The organism is Nitrosomonas limosa, from assembly GCF_054188085.1.
Map to the genome: position 1 here is coordinate 920,300 of NZ_CM135180.1, position 24,578 is coordinate 944,877.

General features: G+C 48.5%; 20 protein-coding genes and 1 pseudogene. 9 read left to right on the forward strand and 12 right to left on the reverse strand.

Annotated elements, in window-relative coordinates:
• Positions 1 to 2: 2 nt before the first annotated feature.
• From ACV7NC_RS04055 to ACV7NC_RS04095, 9 genes are all read right to left on the reverse strand, one after another.
• Positions 3 to 218: an MbtH family protein gene (locus tag ACV7NC_RS04055; RefSeq protein WP_458154186.1), complete on the reverse strand. Its 216-nt coding sequence runs from the start codon at positions 216 to 218 to the stop codon at positions 3 to 5.
• 126 nt (positions 219 to 344) lie between these two features.
• On the reverse strand, positions 345 to 866 hold the full coding sequence (locus ACV7NC_RS04060) for a sigma-70 family RNA polymerase sigma factor (RefSeq protein WP_458154188.1): 522 nt from the start codon (positions 864 to 866) through the stop codon (positions 345 to 347).
• 518 nt (positions 867 to 1,384) lie between these two features.
• A complete protein-coding gene (locus ACV7NC_RS04065; RefSeq protein WP_350134550.1) occupies positions 1,385 to 1,903 on the reverse strand; it encodes a helix-turn-helix domain-containing protein in 519 nt (172 codons plus the stop codon).
• A gap of 19 nt (positions 1,904 to 1,922) precedes the next feature.
• On the reverse strand, positions 1,923 to 2,258 hold the full coding sequence (locus ACV7NC_RS04070; protein ID WP_458154189.1) for a hypothetical protein: 336 nt from the start codon (positions 2,256 to 2,258) through the stop codon (positions 1,923 to 1,925).
• Complete coding sequence (locus tag ACV7NC_RS04075; protein WP_458154190.1) at positions 2,255 to 4,183, reverse strand: DUF927 domain-containing protein; 1,929 nt, start codon at positions 4,181 to 4,183, stop codon at positions 2,255 to 2,257. The genes ACV7NC_RS04070 and ACV7NC_RS04075 overlap by 4 nt, the downstream gene beginning before the upstream one ends.
• The gene (locus tag ACV7NC_RS04080) at positions 4,176 to 4,643 is read right to left on the reverse strand and encodes a CHC2 zinc finger domain-containing protein (RefSeq protein WP_458154191.1); all 468 of its coding nucleotides are present in this window, start codon (positions 4,641 to 4,643) and stop codon (positions 4,176 to 4,178) included. The genes ACV7NC_RS04075 and ACV7NC_RS04080 overlap by 8 nt, the downstream gene beginning before the upstream one ends.
• On the reverse strand, positions 4,640 to 4,903 hold the full coding sequence (locus tag ACV7NC_RS04085; RefSeq protein ID WP_458154193.1) for a helix-turn-helix transcriptional regulator: 264 nt from the start codon (positions 4,901 to 4,903) through the stop codon (positions 4,640 to 4,642). The genes ACV7NC_RS04080 and ACV7NC_RS04085 overlap by 4 nt, the downstream gene beginning before the upstream one ends.
• 185 nt (positions 4,904 to 5,088) lie before the next feature.
• Positions 5,089 to 5,391: a hypothetical protein gene (locus ACV7NC_RS04090; protein WP_458154195.1), complete on the reverse strand. Its 303-nt coding sequence runs from the start codon at positions 5,389 to 5,391 to the stop codon at positions 5,089 to 5,091.
• Between the two features lie 140 nt (positions 5,392 to 5,531).
• Positions 5,532 to 6,761: a tyrosine-type recombinase/integrase gene (locus ACV7NC_RS04095; RefSeq protein ID WP_458154196.1), complete on the reverse strand. Its 1,230-nt coding sequence runs from the start codon at positions 6,759 to 6,761 to the stop codon at positions 5,532 to 5,534.
• Positions 6,762 to 7,168: 407 nt separating this feature from the next.
• Between ACV7NC_RS04095 and ACV7NC_RS04100 the strand changes: the two are divergent.
• The 4 genes and pseudogenes from ACV7NC_RS04100 to ACV7NC_RS04115 all read left to right on the forward strand — a co-directional run.
• A pseudogene (locus tag ACV7NC_RS04100) lies at positions 7,169 to 8,567 on the forward strand (IS5 family transposase); the annotation flags it as partial.
• A gap of 624 nt (positions 8,568 to 9,191) precedes the next feature.
• Positions 9,192 to 10,460: an OmpP1/FadL family transporter gene (locus ACV7NC_RS04105; protein WP_458154833.1), complete on the forward strand. Its 1,269-nt coding sequence runs from the start codon at positions 9,192 to 9,194 to the stop codon at positions 10,458 to 10,460.
• Positions 10,461 to 10,537: 77 nt separating this feature from the next.
• Complete coding sequence (locus ACV7NC_RS04110) at positions 10,538 to 11,431, forward strand: ROK family protein (RefSeq protein WP_458154198.1); 894 nt, start codon at positions 10,538 to 10,540, stop codon at positions 11,429 to 11,431.
• 130 nt (positions 11,432 to 11,561) lie between these two features.
• Positions 11,562 to 12,791: an ATP-binding protein gene (locus ACV7NC_RS04115; RefSeq protein ID WP_458154200.1), complete on the forward strand. Its 1,230-nt coding sequence runs from the start codon at positions 11,562 to 11,564 to the stop codon at positions 12,789 to 12,791.
• A gap of 126 nt (positions 12,792 to 12,917) precedes the next feature.
• Here ACV7NC_RS04115 and ACV7NC_RS04120 read toward each other — a convergent pair whose 3' ends face one another.
• From ACV7NC_RS04120 to glgB, 3 genes are all read right to left on the reverse strand, one after another.
• The gene (locus ACV7NC_RS04120; protein WP_458154201.1) at positions 12,918 to 13,364 is read right to left on the reverse strand and encodes a hypothetical protein; all 447 of its coding nucleotides are present in this window, start codon (positions 13,362 to 13,364) and stop codon (positions 12,918 to 12,920) included.
• 54 nt (positions 13,365 to 13,418) lie between these two features.
• Positions 13,419 to 13,619: a hypothetical protein gene (locus ACV7NC_RS04125; RefSeq protein WP_458154202.1), complete on the reverse strand. Its 201-nt coding sequence runs from the start codon at positions 13,617 to 13,619 to the stop codon at positions 13,419 to 13,421.
• Between the two features lie 73 nt (positions 13,620 to 13,692).
• Positions 13,693 to 15,921, reverse strand: a complete 2,229-nt coding sequence (glgB, locus tag ACV7NC_RS04130) for a 1,4-alpha-glucan branching protein GlgB (RefSeq protein ID WP_458154203.1) — start codon at positions 15,919 to 15,921, stop codon at positions 13,693 to 13,695.
• 139 nt (positions 15,922 to 16,060) lie between these two features.
• Here glgB and glgC point away from each other — a divergent pair, with 139 nt between their 5' ends.
• From glgC to glgA, 5 genes are all read left to right on the forward strand, one after another.
• The gene (glgC, locus tag ACV7NC_RS04135; protein WP_458154204.1) at positions 16,061 to 17,371 is read left to right on the forward strand and encodes a glucose-1-phosphate adenylyltransferase; all 1,311 of its coding nucleotides are present in this window, start codon (positions 16,061 to 16,063) and stop codon (positions 17,369 to 17,371) included.
• A 134-nt stretch (positions 17,372 to 17,505) separates the two neighbouring features.
• Positions 17,506 to 19,224, forward strand: a complete 1,719-nt coding sequence (locus tag ACV7NC_RS04140) for a glycoside hydrolase (RefSeq protein ID WP_458154205.1) — start codon at positions 17,506 to 17,508, stop codon at positions 19,222 to 19,224.
• A 127-nt stretch (positions 19,225 to 19,351) separates the two neighbouring features.
• Positions 19,352 to 21,367 carry an alpha-amylase/4-alpha-glucanotransferase domain-containing protein gene (locus ACV7NC_RS04145; protein ID WP_458154206.1) on the forward strand — a complete coding sequence of 672 codons (2,016 nt, stop codon included), beginning with the start codon at positions 19,352 to 19,354 and terminating at the stop codon, positions 21,365 to 21,367.
• A gap of 54 nt (positions 21,368 to 21,421) precedes the next feature.
• Complete coding sequence (gene pgi, locus ACV7NC_RS04150; protein WP_458154207.1) at positions 21,422 to 23,056, forward strand: glucose-6-phosphate isomerase; 1,635 nt, start codon at positions 21,422 to 21,424, stop codon at positions 23,054 to 23,056.
• An 8-nt stretch (positions 23,057 to 23,064) separates the two neighbouring features.
• Positions 23,065 to 24,537, forward strand: coding sequence for a glycogen synthase GlgA (gene glgA, locus ACV7NC_RS04155; protein WP_458154208.1), 1,473 nt, complete (start codon positions 23,065 to 23,067; stop codon positions 24,535 to 24,537).
• Positions 24,538 to 24,578: the final 41 nt, after the last annotated feature.

Below are 24,578 nucleotides of genomic sequence, written 5' to 3' on the forward strand. Positions count from 1 at the left end.
ACCTATGACGCATTGTCCATGAATTGCCTCAGACTGAGCGGACGCATGTCGGTCCAAACATCTTCAATATGACTCAAGCAGGTTTTTTTATCGCCCAGAAAACCGGTGTCCCGCCAACCACCTGGAATCGCTTTCCATTCCGGCCACAGTGAATATTGTTCCTCGTGATTGACCAATACCCGGAACACACCATCGTCGCGATCAAAACAACTCGTCATTGCTATTTCCTTATCAATTAGATTCAATCATTACATCAATGAGAATAAGAATGCTTCTTATTTCACTAGACGAACCAATTTAGGAAAAATCCAAGAAATCTATAAAACTTTTAAGTTTGGTGCGGCTTATGACCTACTGGACAAAGCTTCTTTGCAATGACGAATAGCGGTATGGATCAGAATGTTTACTAAAGAAACAGATATATGGAGTTCTTCCGCAATCATGCGCTGCGTGTAACCTTCAATTCGATATAGCTCAAAAACCCTTCGGGTTCTATCAGGAAGCTTATTTAACGCTTTCATTACCAGATTCAAATCCTGGTAGTGCATTAGATAGGCCTCTGGAGTTCGCAGCTTATCAGGCACTAACAAGCCTTCTTCCTCGTTATCAAATAAATCTAGTTCGAATATATAGCGACGGTATTGATCAATCGCCATATTCCGCACAATCCGAAATAAATAGGCAATCGGTTGCTTTACCTCCACTTTATTATCGGAACACTCACGAATCTTGAGATAGGCGTCGTGAACAACATCATCGGCTTGATCCCAGTCGCGCAAAATCTTGAATGCAGCTCGACGCAATTGCGCTTGATGCGCAATAAATAAGGCATCCATTTGCAAAACCCACTCACCTTCTAAATTCATAATAAAGAATCAGTGAATTTGGAATTAACGCGGAAACAATTTGAAGTGATTTAAAGTTACTGCGAGAGTGAATCGAATGAACGGCGTGATCATGATGATTCGCGATATTAGCTTTCGCGCATCAATAAAGATTAACCAATAACGCAACATTAAGGTTAACCAATTAAATTTATTTGATTTATTTTTTACAACCATTGCGCTATCTCCAAATATATTATGTGATAGCTGGCTGACAATTAAGTAGGATTTTGTTGGCTGGCTAGAAAATTATTTTTTGCATTAAACAAAGGTATCAAATTTTCGTCGCATTACAATAATGCTCGCTTAGTGAGATTATCTGAATAATTCTTAAATCTGATTTTGGTAATGATAATTATTATCATCTATCTTGTAAAGTATTGGTATTGAGAATATCTTAATTCCCAAAATAAATAGCCCCGTTGCAAGTAGCGGGGTTATTTATTCCAACTTTTCTTTGCACACAAATTCGCTTGGAATTTACTTACTACTTAGACTTACTATTTTCCCCATTTTTCGGGTTGCCGGTTTCTAAGCCAAAAAATACAAGCTTTAACATTTGGTGGATAGTGTTTTGTGGTTTCAGTGATTGTTATTTTTCCACGGGAATTAGTGACGCGTACATCAGGGTATGAGTAGCCAATAGCAAGCTTATATAAACATTCGGCTACTTTGGCATCCATTATCAGCTTACCCCTATTTATGGACTCAAAAAATTCAGGATGATTCTTCTTCCAGTTGTTGATGGTTTGTTCGGATACGCCAAAGAAATCAGCTAAGTCTTTATCTGTAGCACCAAGCAAACATAATTTATACGCCTGTTTTATATATATTTCTCTATACGATGTAGGACGACCTACATTCCGTTTCGTAAATGCACTGATGGTATCCAATTCGAAGGTTTCGTAAACCTTCACATAATTTTTTTCGGAAACCTTGTCATGGTTTCTCTGAGAAATCTTGGATACCTTGCCAAATAAACCTGACTCTTCGCATTTCTGAACCACTTTTGCTTTCACTATCATTTTTGTAATTAGATTATTCTTTATCGTTGTTAGTCAGCCCCAAATAATAGGCGATTAAATTTGGATCACTCTTGCACTTATCCAGCACTAAATAATGATCTTCCTCAGGTTCACCAGTTTGAAATAACAAGACCCGGACTTTCTCGAAGTCCGAATCAGTTTGCCCACTCAAATTATCGGATATCACTTCTTTTATGGGAACATTGGGGACAATGGGAGCAGATTGCTGTAGGCCTTTATTCATCATGGTTCCGCTATACTTATTTCGTCTCCCATTACGTTTAGGAAGCTGGGGATAAATGGGAACAGCTTTCTCAAGAACTTTATTTATCCAGTCTGAAGCAATCAAAATTCGTCCCCCTCAATGGCTTTACTATCTATAGCGTAAACTCTCACTGTTTTGCCAAGTGCCTTCACTCGTGGTTTTTGTTGCGGTCTGTCACTACCCGGAATCAACCAGCCTTTCTTGATCAGCGCTTTAGTTGCCCACTTTAAATTGAATCCCTTGCAAAGCTCATTGCGAAATGCACCTGATTCAATGAGATATTGAAGTTCTCCTGCTTCGATTCTGGTAAAACCGGAACGACATTGAACCTTAGCGAGATCGTCAGGGTGAGTGTCGCAATTGGGAAAGCGGCTTCCACCGTAGGTTTGCAGGTATGTTGAAATCTGATACAACAGGTTTTGTTCGTCATACCCAACACTACCATCGGATTGCGCCCACCATGCATTAAAGCACCGCTGTGCAGCAAATAATGACGCTCCAGGCTTCCAACCTGTTACGCCGTATTCTGTAGCTAATTCTCCTGCATAAGCCACTAACGCGAAGCGTTCAGCAACGCGCCCAACCTCTGGCGGGTGACCAGATGAAAGATTAAATATTTTAACAATGTCGCTGATGGATGTTTTGATATCGGCTTCTATCGTCGGATAGTTACCAACCAGCTTTTCAAGAAACGCTACCCCAGCTGATCCGTAATATAGTCGTGCCGATCCTTTAATCTTTCCAGAAAATTCCTTACCATCATTACAACCATGAAGATCTTCAATGGTATACCAGCCTGACCCCGTGTCAGCTGGAATGCTCGGCAATCGCACAACCTGACCACCTCTAGCTTTCATACCCGCACTCTCAATATGCTGTGATAGATCAACTTCACCGGACGACAACAGCAGTGTTCTCCAAGTGATTGGTGGCCTTGCGGATGCATCTTTCGTCATACGCACTTTGCCTTGTCCGTTTGCGATCAAATAGGCAGCTTGCCCAGCTTCGGATGGTTCGATCTGCCCAAGATCATCAAGAATAAGAATATTGTGATTTCTCGTTTGGCAAAGCGCTTCCAAACCGTTCGTTGTCGTTCGCCATTTTTTAGCAAATAAATCAGGGTACCCCCAAACACTAGCAGCAGGATCAATTAAGGTAGAGGTTTTGCCTTTCGATGTTTCACCAGTGAACTGAAATCCGCCACCTGTTTCACCTGCAATCTCAGTTAATACACCAGCAAATGAACAAGATATTGCAAAAGTGATTCGACTATTATCAATTGCCAGAGCCGCGACATTCTTCTTCCAGTCTTCCGGCGTTCCATTTGTTGCAAAATCTGCGGATACCGGCCCTTGGTAAACGATAGAATCCTTATGATCTTCACTACCGATTATTTGCGAATTAAGCACATATCTACCGTCACTCCAGCCGATCCGATCAACACACCTGGCTTTTTTATCTGTCCTATATGTCAGAACATAATCACACAAAAGCCTCCTTGCTTTTTGGTTAACGGAGATGATTAATCCACCATTTGCAAGAATCTTTCTAAATTCACTCTGGTCGCTAGCTTGCAGTAATTCAGCGGGACACACCCATACATGCTCATGATTATCGTTATCATGCCAGGACAGAAGCTTTCCCCAATTGTTTTGGGTATGGTTTCGTGTATCTGCCAACACATGCAGTGGGCTACATAACCACAGCTTGTAAGGGCTGCCATCATTCTTTTCAGTACAATGATAAACACCATCTCGATAGCCTTCCCTGGACTTAATTACCTCAAATAGCGGTTTGTTCCCAATTGTCCCCACATTATCTTTATCACTTGGAGATAAATTTTGATATTTGGAGGCCTCGTCATTGATTGATTCTTCAGTTTTGTCCCCATTATCCCCATTAAAAACGATGCTATTTGTATTCTTTTTATCAGCTTCCCTCGCAGGAATATGTAACTTACCATCATCGTCGTAATAAGCTGCTTCTGCTTGTTCCTGCAGACTAGTCATTTCGTCTGCCCTCCAGATATTGCAAAGCTACGTTGATTCGGACACAAACATCCTTCAAGTAATCAACATCTGATTGGCATGGCCGTTCGCTTCCGATAAGATAGCGGTTAGCTGCGATTAAAACGACAAGTAGATCACGCTCAAGGGCATGCAAAAGCTGCCAGGCGCTAAAGCCTTGCTTAATTTGTTTTTCATAACGCGGATTATCGGATGAGGGAAACAAAGCAGCAGGAGCAATACCCAAAGCATTACATATATCCAGACCGGAAGCGCCACAGCCAAAGCAATGAATCAGTGTGACGCCATCAGGCTTTAGCGTAACAGCTAGTGAAGGAGTTTTGTCATTGTGGCATGGGCATAGGGCAACGTATCTACTTTCGCTAATACGTTTAACTTTTTGCAAGTGTGGCAAAATTTTACTTTCAGCAGCTGTGAAACTGGAGGTGCTCCAATTCATCATATACAGCACCCCGCAGTACGGGCGATAATCAAATCAGTAACTATCTTCCGTATTTGGTCTTCAGTCTTGCCAGCGATGCGCGCGGAATTAATTGCCGCCACTTCGTGTGCTGGCCATGCAGATGCGCGCGTACCAATCTTTATTGGTGGAGTAAAAAGCCCTTTTTGAATATCTTCGTAGTGTTGCGATTTGCCTATACCACGCAAAACCAGAACATCTGTCAAACGCAACAGTGTAGGAATTGATGTCGTAATTTTCATATGGACCTCCATAAATGTCGCCGGACATCGGCGAACTGAGGTGCATATAGTGGACGACGGCGAAAGCGGTTTTTGGGCCGTTTTCCTTGTTTTTATCTCGCTTTTTATAAGCAGTTGTTTTTCAGAAACATTGTTTTTTATACAAGAAAACAAAAATATTATATGCGATTGATATATATGCGGTATCAACTAGAAATTTTTTTAGCTTTCCGCAATATTCTTTGAACACGATCCTTAGTTAAACCCAAAGCAATTGCCAGATGGTTCAAAACGGAGCCATCTTCAGGTGGATTCGGACCAAGTCCAATACTCTTAAGAAATTTGATGGCGCTTATCTCGTCATCTTTAGACAAAAACGCCCCTGTTAAGCGTTTGTAAGCCAGAATAAGCTTTGCATCCCTGGGAATGGTTTTCTTCCAGCGCGCTTTTGCGCTCGCACTTCCAGCCCTGCGAGCGCGTTCTACCAGACCCTTTTTATCAAGTGGCATATTAATTGCCCGTTGAAGAGATTACTTTAAAGAAGAGAAATCAGCCTGGCAGTTGATATAGCTCCGCCTTTTACATTACGGATCCAGTCTTGGTAAAACGGCTTCAGGATTACGTAATTACGTATTGAGACGTGATTTCATCAACCTGTTTTGCGGATTGGAATAATGTCCGAGTCAGTTTCGATTGCTGTATCGCAAAATTTTTGCCAATCGTCCATCATGCGCCGCCGTTTTTCCAGCATATCACCACGCCGATAGGCGGCTTCGGCTTTGTCCTTGATCGTATGTGCCAGCGCCATTTCGCATAGATCTCGCGGGTAATTGGTACATTCGCCGGCCCAATCACGGAACGCTGATCGAAAGCCATGCACCGTGCATTCATAACGCATTGTGACTTGCAATAGTTTATCCATAGCGGCATTTGATAGACCTTTGTTAGCTCTGCCTCCAGGAAAAATGAAATCAGATTGACGCATAATTGCTGATTGATTCAAGATTTCAATGCAGCGGTTTGATAATGGAATGCGGTGTTCCTTTTCGGCTTTCATGCGATTGACGGGAATCGTCCAGATCATTTCGTTGAGATTGATTTCATCCCATGTTGCTGCAATTACTTCATTTGTTCGGGCAGCTGTTAACACGAGGAATTCCAACGCCAATGCAGAAATATTGTCATGCTGCCGCAACGCCTGCATGAACGTGTGCATCTGGATGTAAGGCAAGGCGGCATGATGTTCCACCTTTTTGACTTTCGATGGTTTCGGTAACAGATTCTCAAGGTGCCCTTTCCATCGCGCTGGATTGTCACCACTGCGATAACCACGTGTTGTTGCCCAGTCCAGCACGTTTTCAAGACGTGAGCGAATACGGGAGGCTGTTTCGGTTTTAGTCGTCCAAATCGGTTCCAGTATTCGCAACACAAGCGCAGTGTCCACATTTTTGATCGGCATTCCACCAACGACCGGATAGGCGTATTGGGTAAGGGTATTCGTCCATTGTTGCGCGTGTTTGGTATTCTTCCAGCCATGACGGTGTGCTTCGATGTACTTTTCAGCACAAAAAGGAAAAGTGACGATATTCATGCGCTCGGTGCGTTTTGCGGTATGCTCAGCTTTGCGCGCTTCAATTGGATCAGTACCGTTTCGAGCCATCCGGCGGAATGATTCGGCCAGCATACGTGCATCGGCTAAAGTAACGTCCTTACATGAACCCAAACCCATTTCGCGACGTTTGCCGTCGAATGTGAAACGAAATACCCAACTTTTAGTTTGCCACTTGCTCACTTGCAACCATAAACCGCCACCATCTCCGTAGTTACCTGTCTTGCTCAATGCATCAACTTTTTTTACAGAAAGCTTATTGATTGCCATCGCTATTCACCTTTCTACTACACATCTTTCTACCCATTATAAAGTATCAGATTTTAGTATATCTTAGCGGATATCAGTGGACAAATAATTTTTAATAACTTGATAAAAAATCATACAAAAAATACTTTCCTGGAGGTTACCGGAGTTTAGTTAGGCGGACTCTCTCTCCGCCAGAATATTTCTAGCATCACCCATAAAACACCAACAAGCTCTGTGTAAATACTAAGTTTATGCAGATTTTGTTATCTATAGCCAATCATTAAGAACGTAATTCTCATAATTAATTAGTCGGTCCTGAAATATTCCTAAGCACTTGATATTAGTTATAAATACACTGTTCATTAGTGATCATAACGACCTGGAATGTTAAAATAGTGCTGTATTTCTGGTCGAAATGGTGATTAAAAATGCTAAGAAATAGCAGTACGATTCATCAACCGAATCTGTTTGGAACAGATTTACTGATGCAGCTTGATCCCGGTGATCCATTGCTGAAGCTTGCATCAGCGATACCGTGGCAAGGATTTGAGGAATCATTTTCGGTTCATTACACAGCAGCGACAGGAGCACCGAGTAAGCCGATCCGTTTGATGGTTGGGTTATTGATTCTAAAACAGTTAGAGAATTTGAGTGACGAATCGATAGTACTGCAGTGGAAGCGTAATCCTTATTACCAGGCTTTTTGCGGCATGAAAGAGTTCCAGCAGAAGTTGCCTTGTCATAGCACGGAGCTGGTACATTTTCGTAAGCGCATAGGCGCGGAAGGCGTAGAGCGGATTTTCCGGATGAGCGTTGGTTTGCATGGGGAATCGGCGCTGGAAGACGTCATTCATATTGACACGACCGTGCATGAGAAGAACATCACGTACCCAACGGATAGCAAACTGGCGATCAAGATTATCAATCGCCTCAACAAGATTGCCAAATCCCATGGTATTTTACAGCGGCGTACTTTTGTCAAAGAAGTGAAGTCACTGCGCCTGGATATCCGGCACTACCGGCATGTGAAGAAAAGAGCGAAAGCGAAACGAGCGTTGAAGCGACTCAGAACCATTGCAGGTATTCTGATGCGGGAGCTCAGGAGAGAACTGCCGCAATACTGTTTGTTTGAATGCTACCAAAAGGATTTTCTACGGTATGAGGGAGTATTACGGCAGCGACAAAACGATAAAAACAAGATCTACTCATTGCACGAACCGCAAGTGTACTGTGTCGCCAAGGGAAAAGACCACAAACAATATGAATACGGCAGCAAGGCATCGATAGCCAGTACCGCAAAAGGCAATCTGATTGTCGGGGTTGTCAGTCACGAACAGAATCTGCATGACAGCCATACATTACCGGAGATATTGCGACATGTTGAGATTTCGCGAGGGAAAGCTGCCAGGCAGGCCGTATGCGATCGCGGCTACCGCGGCAAACGTGAAGTCAATGGAACCCAGATCATTTTGCCCGGAAAGGCGCTCAAGAAGGATACCCGGTACCAGAAAGACAGGAAGCGAAAACAGTGCAGGAGGCGCGCCGCGATTGAACCCATTATCGGTCACCTGAAGTCGGATTATCGAATGGCAAGGAACTATCTGAAAGGCGCTGTCGGTGATCGCATCAACCTGCTGATGGCTGCTTGCGCCTGGAATCTGAAACAATGGCTGCTGGCCATTTTTTGGCTCTTTTTCCCGTGGCGAGAACGGATTCCTTGATGGAAATTTAAACTACAAGGGTATGCATTTTGATAGGTAGCCGTTTCCTCGGGCGGCTTTTCCAGATCAACAACTGTTGTCTGATACTTTTTCAGGGGCGACTAATTATGAGAAAGTTAAATTACTGAAATTGATCCGACAAGCTGAACAGTCAATAAGTAAAATTGATGAGTCATTTTCTGTGCGATTATTTTTATAAATAAAAATAATACAGAGAATAAGCAAGAAACATAATCATCATCCCCTGAACTCAAAGCCAAGGTATTCCGGCGGCGATTCAAGGAGATGCAACGATACCATGCGGGCAACGCATTATGGAATTCGCCCGACTTAGATTACCAGCCATAAATGTCTATTAATGCATTAAATTGACTGATCAATCATGACCGAAACACAATTTCATGACAGGAAGCACTGGTAATTCCACCACTGCAAAAGTTGGAAAAAAAAGTTTTTCAGCTTACTATATCCACAGGTCTCTCAAAAAGTATCAAACAATATTAAAATTAACAACATAGAAAATTTATCTAAACACCCTATATAACCTCATTATTTAAAGTCATGTAGTTCATGTGCCACTTCAGGGAGAGCAAAAATATTATCCATATTTTTGATTTTTAACTGTAAAAAATGGCTTGAGCGACCCATTCTTCTAACAGTCGCTGGTGTTTGTTATCGCCAAAGCATTTTTCTAGCGAGTTGTGTTTTATTGCAATACTCGGCTGCGGCAATGGGTGCCGGGATTGCGATTATGGAACAGAGCGTCAAGGAATTAGGCCAGGCTTTTTCCGGCGCGCCCACCAACGTCAGCGACGGCAGCATGATATTTTTTAACCCGGCGGCAATGAGCCGGGTACAAAGCAGGCTGATCACTTCAGCGGGCTATCTGTTAATACCGTTTGCGGAATTTCATAATCAATCGTCCACGACTGTGTCGGGCGCACCGCTTCGCGGTGGTGACGGCGGCAATTTTGTGGACCCTTCGATGATTCCGAATTTTTATTATGTGCACCCGCTCACTAACCGCATTACCTTCGGCATGGGCTTCAATGTGCCATTTGCGGCACACAATAGTTACCATTCCGACTGGAAAGGCCGCTATCAAGCCATTGATTCCGAGGTCGCCGCATTCAATTTCAATCCATCTCTATCGCTGAAAGTTACCGAAAAACTATCCCTGGGCGCCGGTTTCAACATCCAATACCTGACTTCCAAATTCACCAACGCCATTGATCTCGGCACAGCCTGCGTAGGAGGACTTGGAGCTTCGGTCTGCGCCCCCCAAGGCCTGTTGCCGCAACAAGCGGATGGACATCTCTCTCTCAAGAGCGATAACGTCGGTTTTGGCTATAATGTAGGCGCATTCTATGCTTTGAATCCCAAAATTCAGCTTGGCGCCAGCTACCGCTCCAGGGTCACGCACCACCTCGACGGTCAGGCGAATTTCAGCGTACCCGGTAACGCCATGATACTGACGCGAAGAAACTCATTCGTCGACACCGATACGCAAACATCGGTAACCCTGCCCGATAGCGTCTTATTCGGTTTTTCCTATCGCATCCACCCGCGCTGGGCGTTTTCGGCGGATGCCTTATGGACGCACTGGAGCCTGATCCGCGAACTGAGAACCGATTTTAAATCCAGCCAAGCCGATGATGTGCAACCGATGAACTGGCGGGATACCTGGCGTTACGCCGGTGGCGTGAATTATTTTACTGACAACGGCAAATGGATATTCCGCACCGGTTTCGCCTACGATGAAACACCCATCCCGAATCCGGAAAACCGCTCAGCACGCCTCCCTGATAGCAATCGTTACTGGCTGACTGCGGGCGTTACCTACGCAATCCGGAAAAATATCAGCATTCACGGCGCTTATGCGCATCTGTTTTTCGAAGACCCCACCATCAACCGGCGCGGCACCACCGGTGAAATGCTGCGGGGCCGATATACCGAACAAGTCAACATCCTCGGCTTACAATTGGATTGGCGATTCTGATCCCAATCTCCGGCCGCTTTGCAAAAGCATTCACATTCCCGCAAAATATTCTCCCTGATTCTGATTAAAGCTTACCCATGCGCATCGGTATTGATTTAGGCGGCACCAAAATCGAAGGCGTGGTGTTGGATGACCACGGCGCCGAATTGCGGCGGATGCGCGTCGACACGCCCCAATCCGAAGGTTATCAAGCCATTCTGCATGCCATCGCCCGTCTGGTGGCATCGCTCGAAACCGAAGCCGGGCGGCGCTGCCCGGTTGGCATCGGCACGCCCGGTGCGATTTCGGCGGTAACCGGCAAGATGAAAAACTCCAATACCGTTTGCCTGAACGATCAACCGCTGCTGGAAGACTTACAGGAATTACTGCAACGGCCGCTGCGTATCGCCAACGACGCCAATTGTTTTGCATTGAGCGAAGCGCTCGATGGCGCGGGAAAAGATTACGGCGTGGTGTTTGGCGTGATTATGGGCACCGGTGTCGGCGGTGGCATCGTAATTAACGGTCAATTACACCCGGGGCGCCAACATATCGGCGGCGAGTGGGGTCACAATATTCTCGAATGGAACGGACCGGAATGCTACTGCGGGCAGAAAGGCTGTGTCGAAACGCTGATTTCCGGTCCCGGCCTAGCCGCCGATTATCACCGTCACGGCGGCAATCGTTCAATCACAGCCAACGATATCGTCAAACTGGCCATGCAAGGCGATGAGCAGGCGGAAGCTGCGATGCAGCGTTTTTTCGAGCGCTTTGGCCGCGCGCTGGCGATGGTGATCAACATCCTCGACCCCGACGCCATCGTCCTCGGCGGTGGATTATCGAATATTGATCGGCTCTACACCGAAGGCCGCGAACGGGTCGCGCATTACGTGTTTAACGATCAACTCACCACCCCGATCTTGAAAAACATCCTCGGCGACAGCTCCGGCGTGCGTGGCGCGGCACAGTTGTGGCGGTGCGATGAGATTTGAATGAATTACAGTTTGGATAAGCCAAAGCGCCATTATTCCAGCAGACCAAGATAATTCACCATTCCTCATTCGGATTGACATCAGATACTTCTCCGACTATTCTGAAGTATGACTTTGGATTAGCCAGAATATGGATAAAAATATCTCACGCACCCTCGGGAAATCGATTCTGGAAGCGAGCTCCCGCTTTAAGGTCATTTTACTTACCGGCCCGCGCCAGGTTGGCAAAACCACGCTATTGCAAGATATCCGGGAACCAGCGCGCACTTATATCACGCTGGATGATCTTTCCCTGCGCATGGCCGCGCAGCAAGACCCGGCAAGCTTCCTGGACAGACTCAGTCTTCCAGTCCTGATTGACGAAGTGCAGTATGCGCCGGACCTGTTTCCTTACATCAAAATGACGGTCGATAAAACCAAACAAAACGGGCTGTTTTGGCTCACCGGATCGCAGCAATTCGACATGATGAAGAATGTCACGGAATCGCTGGCGGGACGCGTTGCGCTGCTGCAACTGCAAGGTATTTCATTAGCGGAAGAACAGGGCCGTAGCGATGACTCGCCATTTCTGCCCGATCTGGCGCAACTCAAATCCCGCCAGAAAACCGCAAAACCGCTCACCGTGCCGGAGGCTTATCACAAGATATGGCGCGGCTCGTACCCGGACATGGTGGCGCATCATAGTGATCAGCACTGGGAACAATTCTACAGCTCCTACGTTTCCACCTACATCCAGCGCGATGTGCGGGAGTATCTGAATATCAACGACACCGCCGCTTTTCACAAATTCATGCAAATCGCCGCCGCGCGCACCGGTCAGCTCATCAATTATGCGGATATGGCGCGGGATACCGGTGTCAGCGAGGTAACGATTAAAACGTGGCTGAATGTGCTGCACGCCTCCGGCATTGTGTATTTACTCCAGCCCTATTTTAACAACCGCACCAAGCGGCTGGTCAAAACGCCCAAGCTGTATTTCATGGATACCGGTCTGTGCGCCTATTTGACCGGCTGGTTGAATGCCGATGTTCTGGAGCGCGGCGCAATGTCCGGCGCGATATTGGAAACCTGGGTTGTCGCGGAAATCATCAAATCCTACCTGCATCATAGCCGCACTCCTCGAATCTATTTTTACCGCGACAAGGAAAAGCGGGAAGTCGATCTGCTCATTGAAGAAAACGGAACACTCTACCCGATCGAAATCAAGAAATCGGCGGCTATTCACGCTATGAAATTCAAAGGATTTAGCATGCTCGAGAACCTCGACACTCCGGTCGGTCATGGTGGAGTAATTTGTTTTGCGAATACTCTGATACCCCTATCCGACCACGTAGATGCGATACCGGTGGGGTATTTGTGATCAATCTGAAAAACGGATATATCACCCAAAATAATTCAAATCGGCGTAACTATATTGCAGGTTTTAGAAGATGATCCATCAATAATGCCAAGACTTGCCTATCTTTTCTGGTCTTCAAACTCACCCTTAATGAGCAATCAAAATTGGTTTAGAAATACTGTTTGCAATTTCGATAATTTTGTCAAACAAGCTTGAGGCTCGAACCGATCCACTGATCGGCATCGTGCCCGCGTCTAGTACCTCGAAATAAAAGCCGCTAACAGTCTTTCCGTTTTGGTCAATTCCTTTTGCAGGAATCATCCTCGCCGTAAAATCCTGAGAATCCAACAGAAATCGCCGAGTAACAAAATATCCTTTATATGGCAACTCTACTCGTACAATGGAAGCATCAGAAAATTGATACTTCATTGCTTCAGTGAGAATCTTGTCTGCCTGTTCCGCAGTCATTGGATACATATATTGGGTCGAAACATCTGCTGAAGCATACTGTGCTGTGCTTCTGGATGTAGCACATCCAACTGTTGAAATTGCAGTAGCGGCAAGGATTATTGCTAAAACAATAGTATGAATCATCTTAACTTTTTCTTCTATGAGTGCTGGTCTATTCGGTGTAACACACTAACAAAGTTATGGCTTCACAATTTTTGAAACAAGCTTTGCTATTTCTTTTCCCACAACCTGTCCTTTCTCTCTACTTTCATTATGTCCTTCCGGTGTATGAAGCCATTCCGATCTCGCAGATTCTAAAAGAGCATCGGCAATTCCTTTCTTGAAAGATGCACCGTGTCCGTGAGGTAGTTCGTCTGGTATCGTTAATTTGATTTTCATTGTCTTCTCCTGAGCTTAACTAAAATTAGCCATATAGCTTAAAAAGTGAACCATTTCCATAAAGCTGCTTATTTTAATGACTTGCTAAACCACCGATACCGTCAGGCGCACCACTATTATTCAACGCAAACACCACCCCCGCCAGCGGCGGTAACGTAATCGCGATCGAGTCGGCAAATCCCATCCACGGCATGGGGACGCTGGCGATACTGCCGAGATTACCGAGGTTGCTGCCGCCGTAATACGCCGAATCGCTGTTAAAAACTTCCTGATATGCGCCGCTGGCGGGTACGCCGATGCGATAACCGATACGCGGCACCGGGGTGAAGTTGAGCACGACCACGGCAAATGAGCCGTCTTTGGCGCGCCGCAGGTAGCTGATGACCGATTGTTCGACATCCTGGCAATCGATCCATTGAAAACCATCGGCGATAAACTCCAGTTGATGCAACGCCGGAATCGTTTTGTAACAGCGGTTCAAATCGCGCACCGCCTTTTGCACACCGGTATGCAGCGGCTGCTGCAATAATCCCCAGTCGAGTTCGCCGTTGACGCGCCATTCCTGCCGCTGCGCGAATTCATTGCCCATGAAATTGAGTTTCTTGCCCGGCCAGGTCATTTGAAACGTCAGCAGCAGCCGCACGTTGGCGAATTTCTGCCAATCGTCGCCGGGCATTTTGTTAAGCAGCGAGCCTTTGCCGTGCACCACTTCGTCGTGCGAAAACGGCAGTACGAAATTTTCGCTGTACGCGTACAGTTGGCTGAACGTCAGTTGATCGTGATGATAGCGGCGGAAGATCGGGTCTTGGTGCAGGTACGATAAAGTGTCGTGCATCCAGCCCATGTTCCATTTCATCGAGAACCCTAGCCCGCCGGTATACGTTGGCCGCGACACGCCCGGCCAAGCGGTGGATTCTTCCGCCAGCGTCAATGCGCCTGGAAATTCCGCGTGCACCATTACATTGAGTTCGCGCAGGAAGTCGATCGCCGCCAGATTCTCCCGCCCGCCGTATTGATTCGGCAACCATTCGCCCTCTTTGCGCGAATAATCGAGGTACAGCATCGACGCCACCGCATCGACGCGCAAGCCGTCGAGATGAAATTCCGACAGCCAGAAATGCGCGCTCGACAACAAAAACGATTTCACTTCGTTACGGCCGAAATTGAAAATATACGTGCCCCAATCGTGATGAAAACCCAGGCGCGGGTCTTCATGTTCGTATAAAGCCGTGCCGTCGAATCGCGCCAATGCGAAACGATCTTGCGGAAAATGCGCCGGCACCCAATCGAGAATCACGCCGATTCCCGCTTGATGGCACGCATCGACGAAAAAGCGGAAATCATCCGGCGTACCGTAGCGGCTGGTCACGGCAAAGTACCCGGTAGTCTGATAGCCCCACGATTCATCGAGCGGATGCTCGGACACCGGCAGTAATTCGATGTGGGTGTAACCCATGTCGAGAACGTAGGGCAGTAAATGCTCGGCCAGTTCGCGGTAAGAATAAAAACGCCCGCCGGGATGGCGCTTCCACGAACCGGCATGCAGTTCAAGTATGTTCAGCGGCGCATGCAGCCAATCCCAGTGATTGCGCTGACTGATCCAGCCAGCATCTTGCCAATTGTAAGCGCTATCGGCGGTTGTCAGCGCCGCGGTGTGCGGACGTAACTCGCAACGCCGTGCGTACGGATCGGTTTTGATCATAATCGCGCCGCTGTCACGGTTGCGGATTTCAAATTTGTACAGCGAATCGGGCGGCAATTCCGGGATGAACAATTCCCAAACGCCACTGGCATGATGCACTTTCATCGGATGCACCCGGCCATCCCAGCGGTTGAAATCGCCAATCACGCTCACCCGCTCGGCATTCGGCGCCCACACCGCGAAGCGCGTGCCGGTAATTCCGGCATTGCTGACCTGGTGCGCGCCGAGCGTGCGATATGCTTGCCACAGCTTGCCTTCGTTGAACAGATACAAATCGTGATCGGAAATTTGCGGCGCGAACGCATACGGATCGTAGGCTTCATAAACAATGGCTGTGTTTCCATTTTGTTCGGCGCGCAATCGATACGGCATGACCGGCATCGACTCACCCGACCATTCGAAAATTCCATCAGGATGAACGCGCTGCATCGGCTCGAAGCCTATCGCCGTCTTGATCCAGACATTGGCATCCGTGGGACGGAATACGCGTACCACCGTTTGCCCATGCTCGCGATGCAATCCCAGATAACTGAAAGGATCGTGAAGCCGCGCATGCAGCAATGCGGTTTGTAAAGAATGGGTTTTGGGTTGAGCTTTCACGACGTCATCAGCCTGTAAAAAATGTGATGAATTATAGCTTGTCTGTTTCCTTACAATGGACAATTAAAGCGGAAGAAATCGCTCAGGAAGCGCTAAATGCGATACCATATTACTGTGAATCCAAATAGGTATTATTGCTATGGATAGTCAGCAAAGATCACCCATCGATGAATTTCAAGCCGAGTACAAAGTCAGCGCTTATAATCATGTAACTCATGACACCTTGGCATTGATATTGGCCGGTGGCCGCGGCAGCCGTTTGCACCAGCTAACCGATTGGCGCGCCAAACCGGCGGTGCCGTTTGGCGGTAAATTCCGCATTATCGATTTCCCATTATCCAATTGCGTCAATTCCGGCGTGCGCCGCATCGGTGTCGTGACGCAATATAAAGCCCAGAGTTTGATCCGTCATATCCAGCACGGCTGGAGCTTCCTCGATGGCCGCTTCAAGGAATTCGTCGAGTTACTGCCCGCGCAACAACGCACCGCCGATGAAACCTGGTATCAGGGTACCGCCGACGCGGTTTTCCAGAACGTCGACATCATGCGGCGTCACAATGCGAAATATGTGCTGATTCTGGGCGGCGATCACATCTATAAAATGGATTACAGCAAGCTGCTGGCCGAGCACGTAGAAAAACGGGCGGACATGACGGTAGCTTGCCTCGAAGTTCCGCTGGAAGAAGCAAAGGCTTTTGGCGTCATGGGTGTTAATGACGCCTGGCAAGTCACGACTTTCGCCGAGAAACCGGCGCATCCCGCCGCTATTCCCGGGCAACCGGACAAGGCACTGGCGAGCATGGGAATTTATGTATTTAACGCCGGATTTCTTTACGAGCAGTTAATCCGTGACCACAACACGCAGGATTCATCGCACGATTTCGGCAAGGATATCATCCCTTATTTGGTACCCCGTTACCGTGTTTTTGCGCACCGCTTTCAAAGCAGTTGCGTCAACATGGCGTCGGGAATTCCTTATTGGCGCGATGTCGGTACCATTGATGCTTATTGGGAAGCCAATATCGACCTGGTCAGTGTGACGCCGCAACTAAATTTGTACGATGCCGATTGGCCGATCTGGACGCACCAGGAACAATTACCACCGGCGAAATTCGTATTCGATGACGAAGACCGCCGCGGTCAGGCACTGGATTCATCGGTATCGGGCGGTTGCATTATCAGCGGCGCAACCGTGCGCCGCTCGCTGTTGTTTTCCAATGTCAAAGTCAACAGTTTCAGCAGCATCGAGGATTCGGTGATTCTTCCCGATGTCGTCGTCGGCAGGCACGCGAAGTTGCGTCGGGTCGTGGTTGAGAAAAAGTGTAAAATCCCGGAAGGTTTGGTTGTAGGTTTTGATCCGGAAGCGGATCGCAAGCAATTCCACGTAACTGATAAAGGCATCACATTAATCACGCCGGAGATGCTGGGACAGGAAATCCATAAGGTTTAAGCATCAATGATGGATACAGGCGTTGAAGGGACATGCGGAATATCTGTCAATTGTCTCCTGCAATACCCGCCTTAACAGTCACGCAACCCATTCCGATAATAATAATAATTTTAAAAGGGCAGCTTCACTTCGTTATGAAACAACTGAATCTCATCCTGTTATGGCATATGCATCAACCCGACTACCGGGATTATGTCACCAATGAATTTGTTTTGCCGTGGGTATATCTGCATGCCATTAAAGATTATACCGACATGGCCTACCATCTGGAGATGCACCCTCAAACCAAAGCCGTGGTTAATTTTGTACCCGTACTGCTGGATCAGCTCGAAGACTTCGAGGAGCAATTCCGCACCGGTGAAATACGCTGTCCGCTGTTACGTCTGCTGGCCATGCCCGATCTCAATCACATCACCCTGCAAGATCGGCTCTACGTGTTTGATAGCTGTTTTCTCAGCAATCACGAGACCATGCTGAATCCCTATCCGGCGTATAAGCGTTTGCACGAACTTTACGATACTTTCAGCAAGCGCGGTGACCGCGAGTTGACATACTTTTCCGGGCAGTATCTTGGGGATTTGCTGGTCTGGTACCACCTTGCGTGGATGGGTGAAAGTGTGCGGCGCAATAACGAATTCATGATGCGTTTGATGGCGCAAAGTCAGGAATTCAGCTATGAAGACCGGTTGCAATTGTTCAAGCTGATCGGCGATTTAATCAGTGGCTTGATCCCACGTTACCGCAAACTCATGGAAACCGGGCAAATCGAATTATCCACCACGCCGCATTATCATCCCCTCGCACCGCTGCTGATCGACTTCTCCTCGGCGCGGGACAGCCAGCCTGAGATCGGACTGCCGGAACATCAGTGTTACCCCGGCGGCCGCAGCCGCGTGACATTTCACATGACGTCGGCAATCACCAGCCACGCCCGGCGTTTCAATGAAAAACCGACTGGTATCTGGCCGGCGGAAGGTGCCATATCGACCGCATTTCTTAAAATTCTGACCGAGCAGCAATGTCAATGGAGCGCCAGCGGCGAAGGCGTATTGGCGAATAGCCTGCGTGCCTCTCATCCGGGTGCACCGTTACCGGATCGCAATCACTATTTGTACCGACCTTACCGGGTCGCGGGAGAAACCGAATCCGTAACTTGTTTTTTCCGCGATGATCAATTATCGGATTTGATCGGTTTTGAGTATGCCAAATGGTTCGGACGCGATGCCGCGGAAAATTTTATTCAATCGCTGGAACGGATTTACCACCACACGCCGGCCGATGAAAATCCGGTGGTCAGCGTCATCCTGGATGGTGAAAATGCCTGGGAATCTTACCCTTACAACGGCTTTTACTTTCTCGAAGATCTGTACAGCTTACTCGACAACCATCCCACCATCCGCACCACCACTTACCGCGATTATCTTGCCGATCCGGACAATCATCGCAACATCAAAACACTGCCGGCATTGGCAGCCGGTAGCTGGGTGTATGGAACGTTTTCCACCTGGATTGGCGACCGCGAAAAAAACAATGCATGGGATATGCTCTGTGCGGCTAAGCATAGTTATGATCTGGTGATACAAAGCGACCGGCTGACCGATGACAAAAAAACGCAAGCCAGCCGGCAATTGGCATCGTGCGAAAGCTCCGATTGGTTTTGGTGGTTCGGAGATTACAATCCGGCGCATTCGGTCGCCAGTTTCGATCAATTATTCAGAAAAAATTTAATGAATCTCTATCACTTGCTAAAATTGCCTTTACCCCCGGCGATACTTGAACCGGTCAGTAAAGGCAATGCGCAAACCGACACCAGCGGAGCAATGCGGCGTTCTTTTCAGGAAAACACTGATTAATTGCTTGCGCAAGCGATTGCAGCAGGTATCGAGTTTTTTGGTTGCATGGGCCCTCGGGAAAGCTCTGAAAGAGGTAACGAGCACAGCAGTATTTCAGAACTTTCTTAACGATTACCGGAGTTACTGAATGTCACAACCCGTTTCACTGCTTTTTGGCGTGCACGCACACCAGCCAGTCGGCAATTTCCCCGAAGTCCTGAGAGACGCGCATCTGCGCTGTTATAAACCGTTTCTGGAAGTACTTTATCGCTACCCAGAATTCCGCTTTTCCGTGCATTTCTCCGGCTGGCTGCTCGATTATCTGCTGCAAAATTTCCCGGATGACATGGCGCTGCTGCATGAAATGGTGACACGCCGGCAAGTCGAGCTGTTTGGCGCGGGCGATACCGAACCGGTGTTGGCTGTGATCCCTCAGCGCGACCGTATTGGACAGATTGAAACATTTTCCGCGAAACTTGCGGAAAAAATGGGGCAACGTCCGCAAGGCGCCTGGTTAACCGAACGTGTGTGGGAATCAACAGTCGTTCCGGCGCTGGCGGATTGCGGCATCCGCTATGTCATCGTCGATGACTATCATTTTCTGTGCGCCGGAAAAGCCGCTGATGAATTAAACGGTTATTTCACCACCGAGGAAGAAGGCCGCAAACTGGATCTGTTTCCGATTTCAGAGACCTTGCGCTACAAAATCCCCTTCGCCCCGGTCGAGGACACCATCGCTTATCTGGAATCGCTGACTACTCTGCCGGCATCGAATACTGCGGCTGCGGCGGTTTATTTCGACGATATCGAGAAATTCGGGATTTGGCCGGAAACTTATCAATGGGTCTACGAGAAAGGCTGGCTTGAACGTTTTATCCAAGGCGTGCTGGCTTCCCCTAAAATTCTTCCGCAGCATTACAGCGAATATCACGCCGCTGAAAAAACCCGTGGCGTGATCTATTTGCCGACGGTTTCATACATCGAGATGAATGAATGGACATTGCCGGCACATGCCGCCAACACCTACGCCGATCTGGTTCAGCAAGCCAAAACCAGTAGCTGGTACGAGTCGAAAAAAGCATTCTTGCGCGGCGGTATCTGGAAAAATTTCTTTTCCCGCTATCCGGAATCCAATTGGATGCATAAGCGCATGCTGTCCCTTTCCGCACGCTTGGCGGCGCTGCCGGAAAAACAACGGACCGGTCAAATGCGCCAGAAACTTTATGAGGCGCAGGCTAACGATGCTTATTGGCACGGTCTATTCGGCGGTCTCTACCTGCCGCATTTGCGGCGTGCGGTGTACAACGCCATGGTGGAGTTGGAAGCGTTGCTCGATCGTTGTGTACCGCGTCCGTCTTGCCATACCGAAGATACCGACTTGGATGGCGTTGACGAAGCGTATTTGCAAAATGGCATCCTGCAAGCGGTATTGAAAATGGATCGCTTCGCCAGCATTTGTGAATTGGATATGTACCCGTTAAAACACAATTTCGGTGATACCTTACGCAGCCAGGTCGAGCATTATCACCAGAAAATCCAACCCGGCGGACCCCGGAATACAAATCATAGCGGCAGCGGTATTGCCTCGGCCCATGACCGGATCAGTTATAAGCATGAGATTAGCGCTGCGGATATTCAAGCCGACGATTATCCCCGCGGCTTGTTTATCGATCGCTTGGACGGCATGTTTATCGTTTATCGCTCTCTAACTTCGGCGCTCGAGAATAATCACTTCCAGTCGGAAAATACCGCGTATCCGATTCATAAGCTGATCATGTTGGACGATAACCGGTTGCAAGTCACTTACCATTTCACTGCCAAGTTTTCACACGCATTCAGCACCGAAATCAACCTGGCGATGCCAAGCTGCGATGGCATGGGCGGCCGGTATATTTATCAGGGTAAAATTCCCGGCGGTTTTGGTCAATTGCTGGAACTGACCGCAATCACCGAACTGACACTCGACGACGATACCTTAGGCGGCAGTGTCACGCTGACGACATCTCATCCGGTCACTTTACGGGCACGCCCGCATTTTTCAGTTTCGCAATCTGAAAGCGGTTTTGAGAAAATCATGCAAGCCGTCACGCTGCTGCTCGAGTGGCCGGTTTCAGGACCGGAATTGATCGTTACTTTGGAAATCAAGTCACGCGCAACCCATTAAAATTCTTCGGCCATATTATTAACACGTTGCAAGACACAAATACGTAAATACGATATGTCAGCACTTACACACTCACCCGCCTGGCTTGCATTAAAAGCGCACCATTCCGTCATGACGGCTCGGCACTTGCGCCAATTGTTCCATGACGATCCAACCCGCTTCGAGAAATTCTCCTTGCAATTTAAAGACATATTGATGGATTGCTCGAAACAGCCAATTACAACTGAAACTGTCGGCTTGTTGCTGGCTTTGGCGCATCAACAGCAATTGCAAAATTGGATCGACCGCATGTTCTCCGGCGATAAAATCAATTCCACCGAACAACGCGCTGCCTTGCACATCGCATTGCGCGGCGACCAACCGGTTTATTGCGATGGCGTGAATGTGCTGCCCGATGTGAAACGTGTGCTCAAACAGATGGAACGTTTTGCCATCGCGATTCAAAGCGGCGCGCGCCGGGGCTATAGCGGCAAGATCTTTACCGATATCGTCAATATCGGCATTGGCGGCTCGGATCTCGGCCCGGTGATGGTCACCGAGGCGCTGAAGCCCTATTGGGTGAACGGCATCAAGCCGCACTTCATTTCCAATATCGACGGCGCGCAATTGACCGACACTCTGCGGCATCTCAACCCGGAAACGACGTTACTCATTATCGCGTCGAAAACTTTTACCACGCAGGAAACATTAACCAATGCCCACTCCGCGCGCCAATGGTTTCTGGCAAACGGCGGCAGTGAACAAGCGATCGCGCAGCATTTTGTCGCAGTCTCGACCAGCCGTGCCGCAGTGACACAATTCGGTATCGACCCGGATAACATGTTCGAATTCTGGGATTGGGTCGGCGGCCGCTACTCGCTATGGTCGGCGATCGGCTTGCCGATCGCGTTGACTACCGGCATGGATCATTTCTATGCATTGCTCGCAGGTGCCCGTGACATGGACCGGCATTTCGCCACCGCGCCTTTGCAACAAAATCTGCCGGTAATGCTGGGGTTGCTGGGCATCTGGCAAATCAATTTTTATGGCACCGCCAGTCATGCGGTATTACCGTACGATCAATCGCTGCACCGTTTTCCTGCGTATTTGCAGCAATTGGAGATGGAAAGCAACGGCAAACGCATCACGCGAGACGGCCAAGCCGTCGATTATGCTACTGGCGCAGTGGTTTGGGGTGAACCCGGCACCAACGGGCAGCATGCCTTTTATCAATTGTTGCACCAAGGCACGCAAACCGTCTCCGCCGATTTTCTGGCGCCGTGCCAGAGTCAGTTTCCGGTAGGCGATCATCACCACATGCTGCTGGCTAATTTTTTTGCGCAAACCGAAGCGCTGATGACCGGAAAAGACGAGGGAGAAGTCCGTGCCGAACTGCAAAAACAAGGGGTGAGCAATCAAGCAATCGAACAACTCTTACCGCACAAGGTGTTTCCCGGCAATCGCCCGACTACGTCGATTCTTTTCAAGAAACTCGACCCTCAAACGCTCGGTGCGTTGATTGCGCTGTACGAACATAAGGTGTTTGTGCAAAGCGTGATCTGGAATATCAACCCGTTCGATCAATGGGGCGTGGAACTGGGTAAACAGTTGGCCGGAAAGATTCTCGGGGAATTGGCGGACGATCATTCTGTAACTTCACATGATGCATCCACCAATGGCCTGATTCAGTATTTCAAAGCACACCGGTAACGCCCCCCATGCCGTCGCTACAATCGCTTCGTGTGCTTTTTATCACTTCGGAAGTCTATCCGTTGTGCAAAACCGGCGGTCTGGGCGATGTCAGCGCCGCGCTGCCTGCTGCTTTACGGGCGCTGCAAACCGATGTCAGGCTGTTGTTGCCGGGTTACCCGCAAGTGCTGGCCGGGGTGAAATACAAATCCAAGATCGCTGATTTTTCATCATTGGCGCATTTTCCTCCCGCATCCTTGCTGTCGGCGCGGTTATCGCTGAACAAAGCGGAACACATTCCGGTATTTGTGATTGATTGCCCCGGCCTCTATTGCCGTGATGGCGGACCTTATATGGACGAATACGGCCGCGACTGGCCGGATAACGCATTGCGCTTCGGCTTGTTGTCAAAAATCGGCGCAATATTGAGCAGCGATAGCAGCCCAATTGCCTGGCGCCCGCACATCGCGCATTGCAATGATTGGCAAAGCGGGCTCACCCCCGCTTACCTGCATTTCCACAACGGCAATAAAGCGGCTACTGTCATCACCATCCATAACCTCGCCTTTCAAGGTTGCTTCCCGCCCGGAACTGTCGTGCAATTGGGTTTGCCGCCCGAGAGTTTCGACATTCACGGCGTCGAATATTACGGCAATCTATCGTTTCTCAAAGCCGGGCTTTATTATGCCGACCACCTTACTACCGTCAGCCCGAATTACGCCAAAGAGATACAAACGGAACCGCTGGGGTTCGGTCTGCAAGGCCTGCTCGCCACGCGCAGCAATCAACTGAGCGGTATCGTCAACGGTATCGATACCCGGGAATGGGATCCCGCAACCGATCCACACCTGGCACAACACTACAACCGTCAAAAGCTTTCCGGCAAGGCTGCCAACAAAAGCGCTTTGCAGCAGCGCATGGATTTGACTGTCGATGCCAATATCCCGCTGTTCGGCATGGTCAGCCGCTTGAGTTACCAAAAAGGAACCGATCTATTAATACAGATCGCGCCGCAACTGATAAATATTCCCGCGCAACTGGTGGTGCTCGGCAGCGATCAAGCACAGCTCGAGCACCTTCTGGTAATGCTGGCGCACAGCCACCCGGGCAGCATCGCAGTGCGCATCGGCTATAACGAAACCCTATCGCATTTGATCGAAGCCGGCGCCGATTGCTTTCTGATGCCGTCCCGCTTTGAGCCGTGCGGACTGAATCAAATGTACAGCCAGCATTACGGCACACCGCCGATCGTGCATGCCACCGGCGGCCTGGTCGATACGGTGGTTGATTGCACCCCGGAAACGCTTGCCAACAATAGCGCCAGCGGTTTCCTGTTCGATACCATGTCCGCCGATAGCTTGCTTCACGCCATTCAACGCGCTGCAGCTACTTATCACGATAAAAAAACCTGGCAGCGATTACAAAAAAACGGCATGGCCAAGGATTTTAGCTGGCAAACCAGCGCATCGGCTTATCTGAAAATTTACCGGTCATTGCTGTAAGTTTGATCATGCGGATACAAAAACAGGAGCCTAAGCTCCTG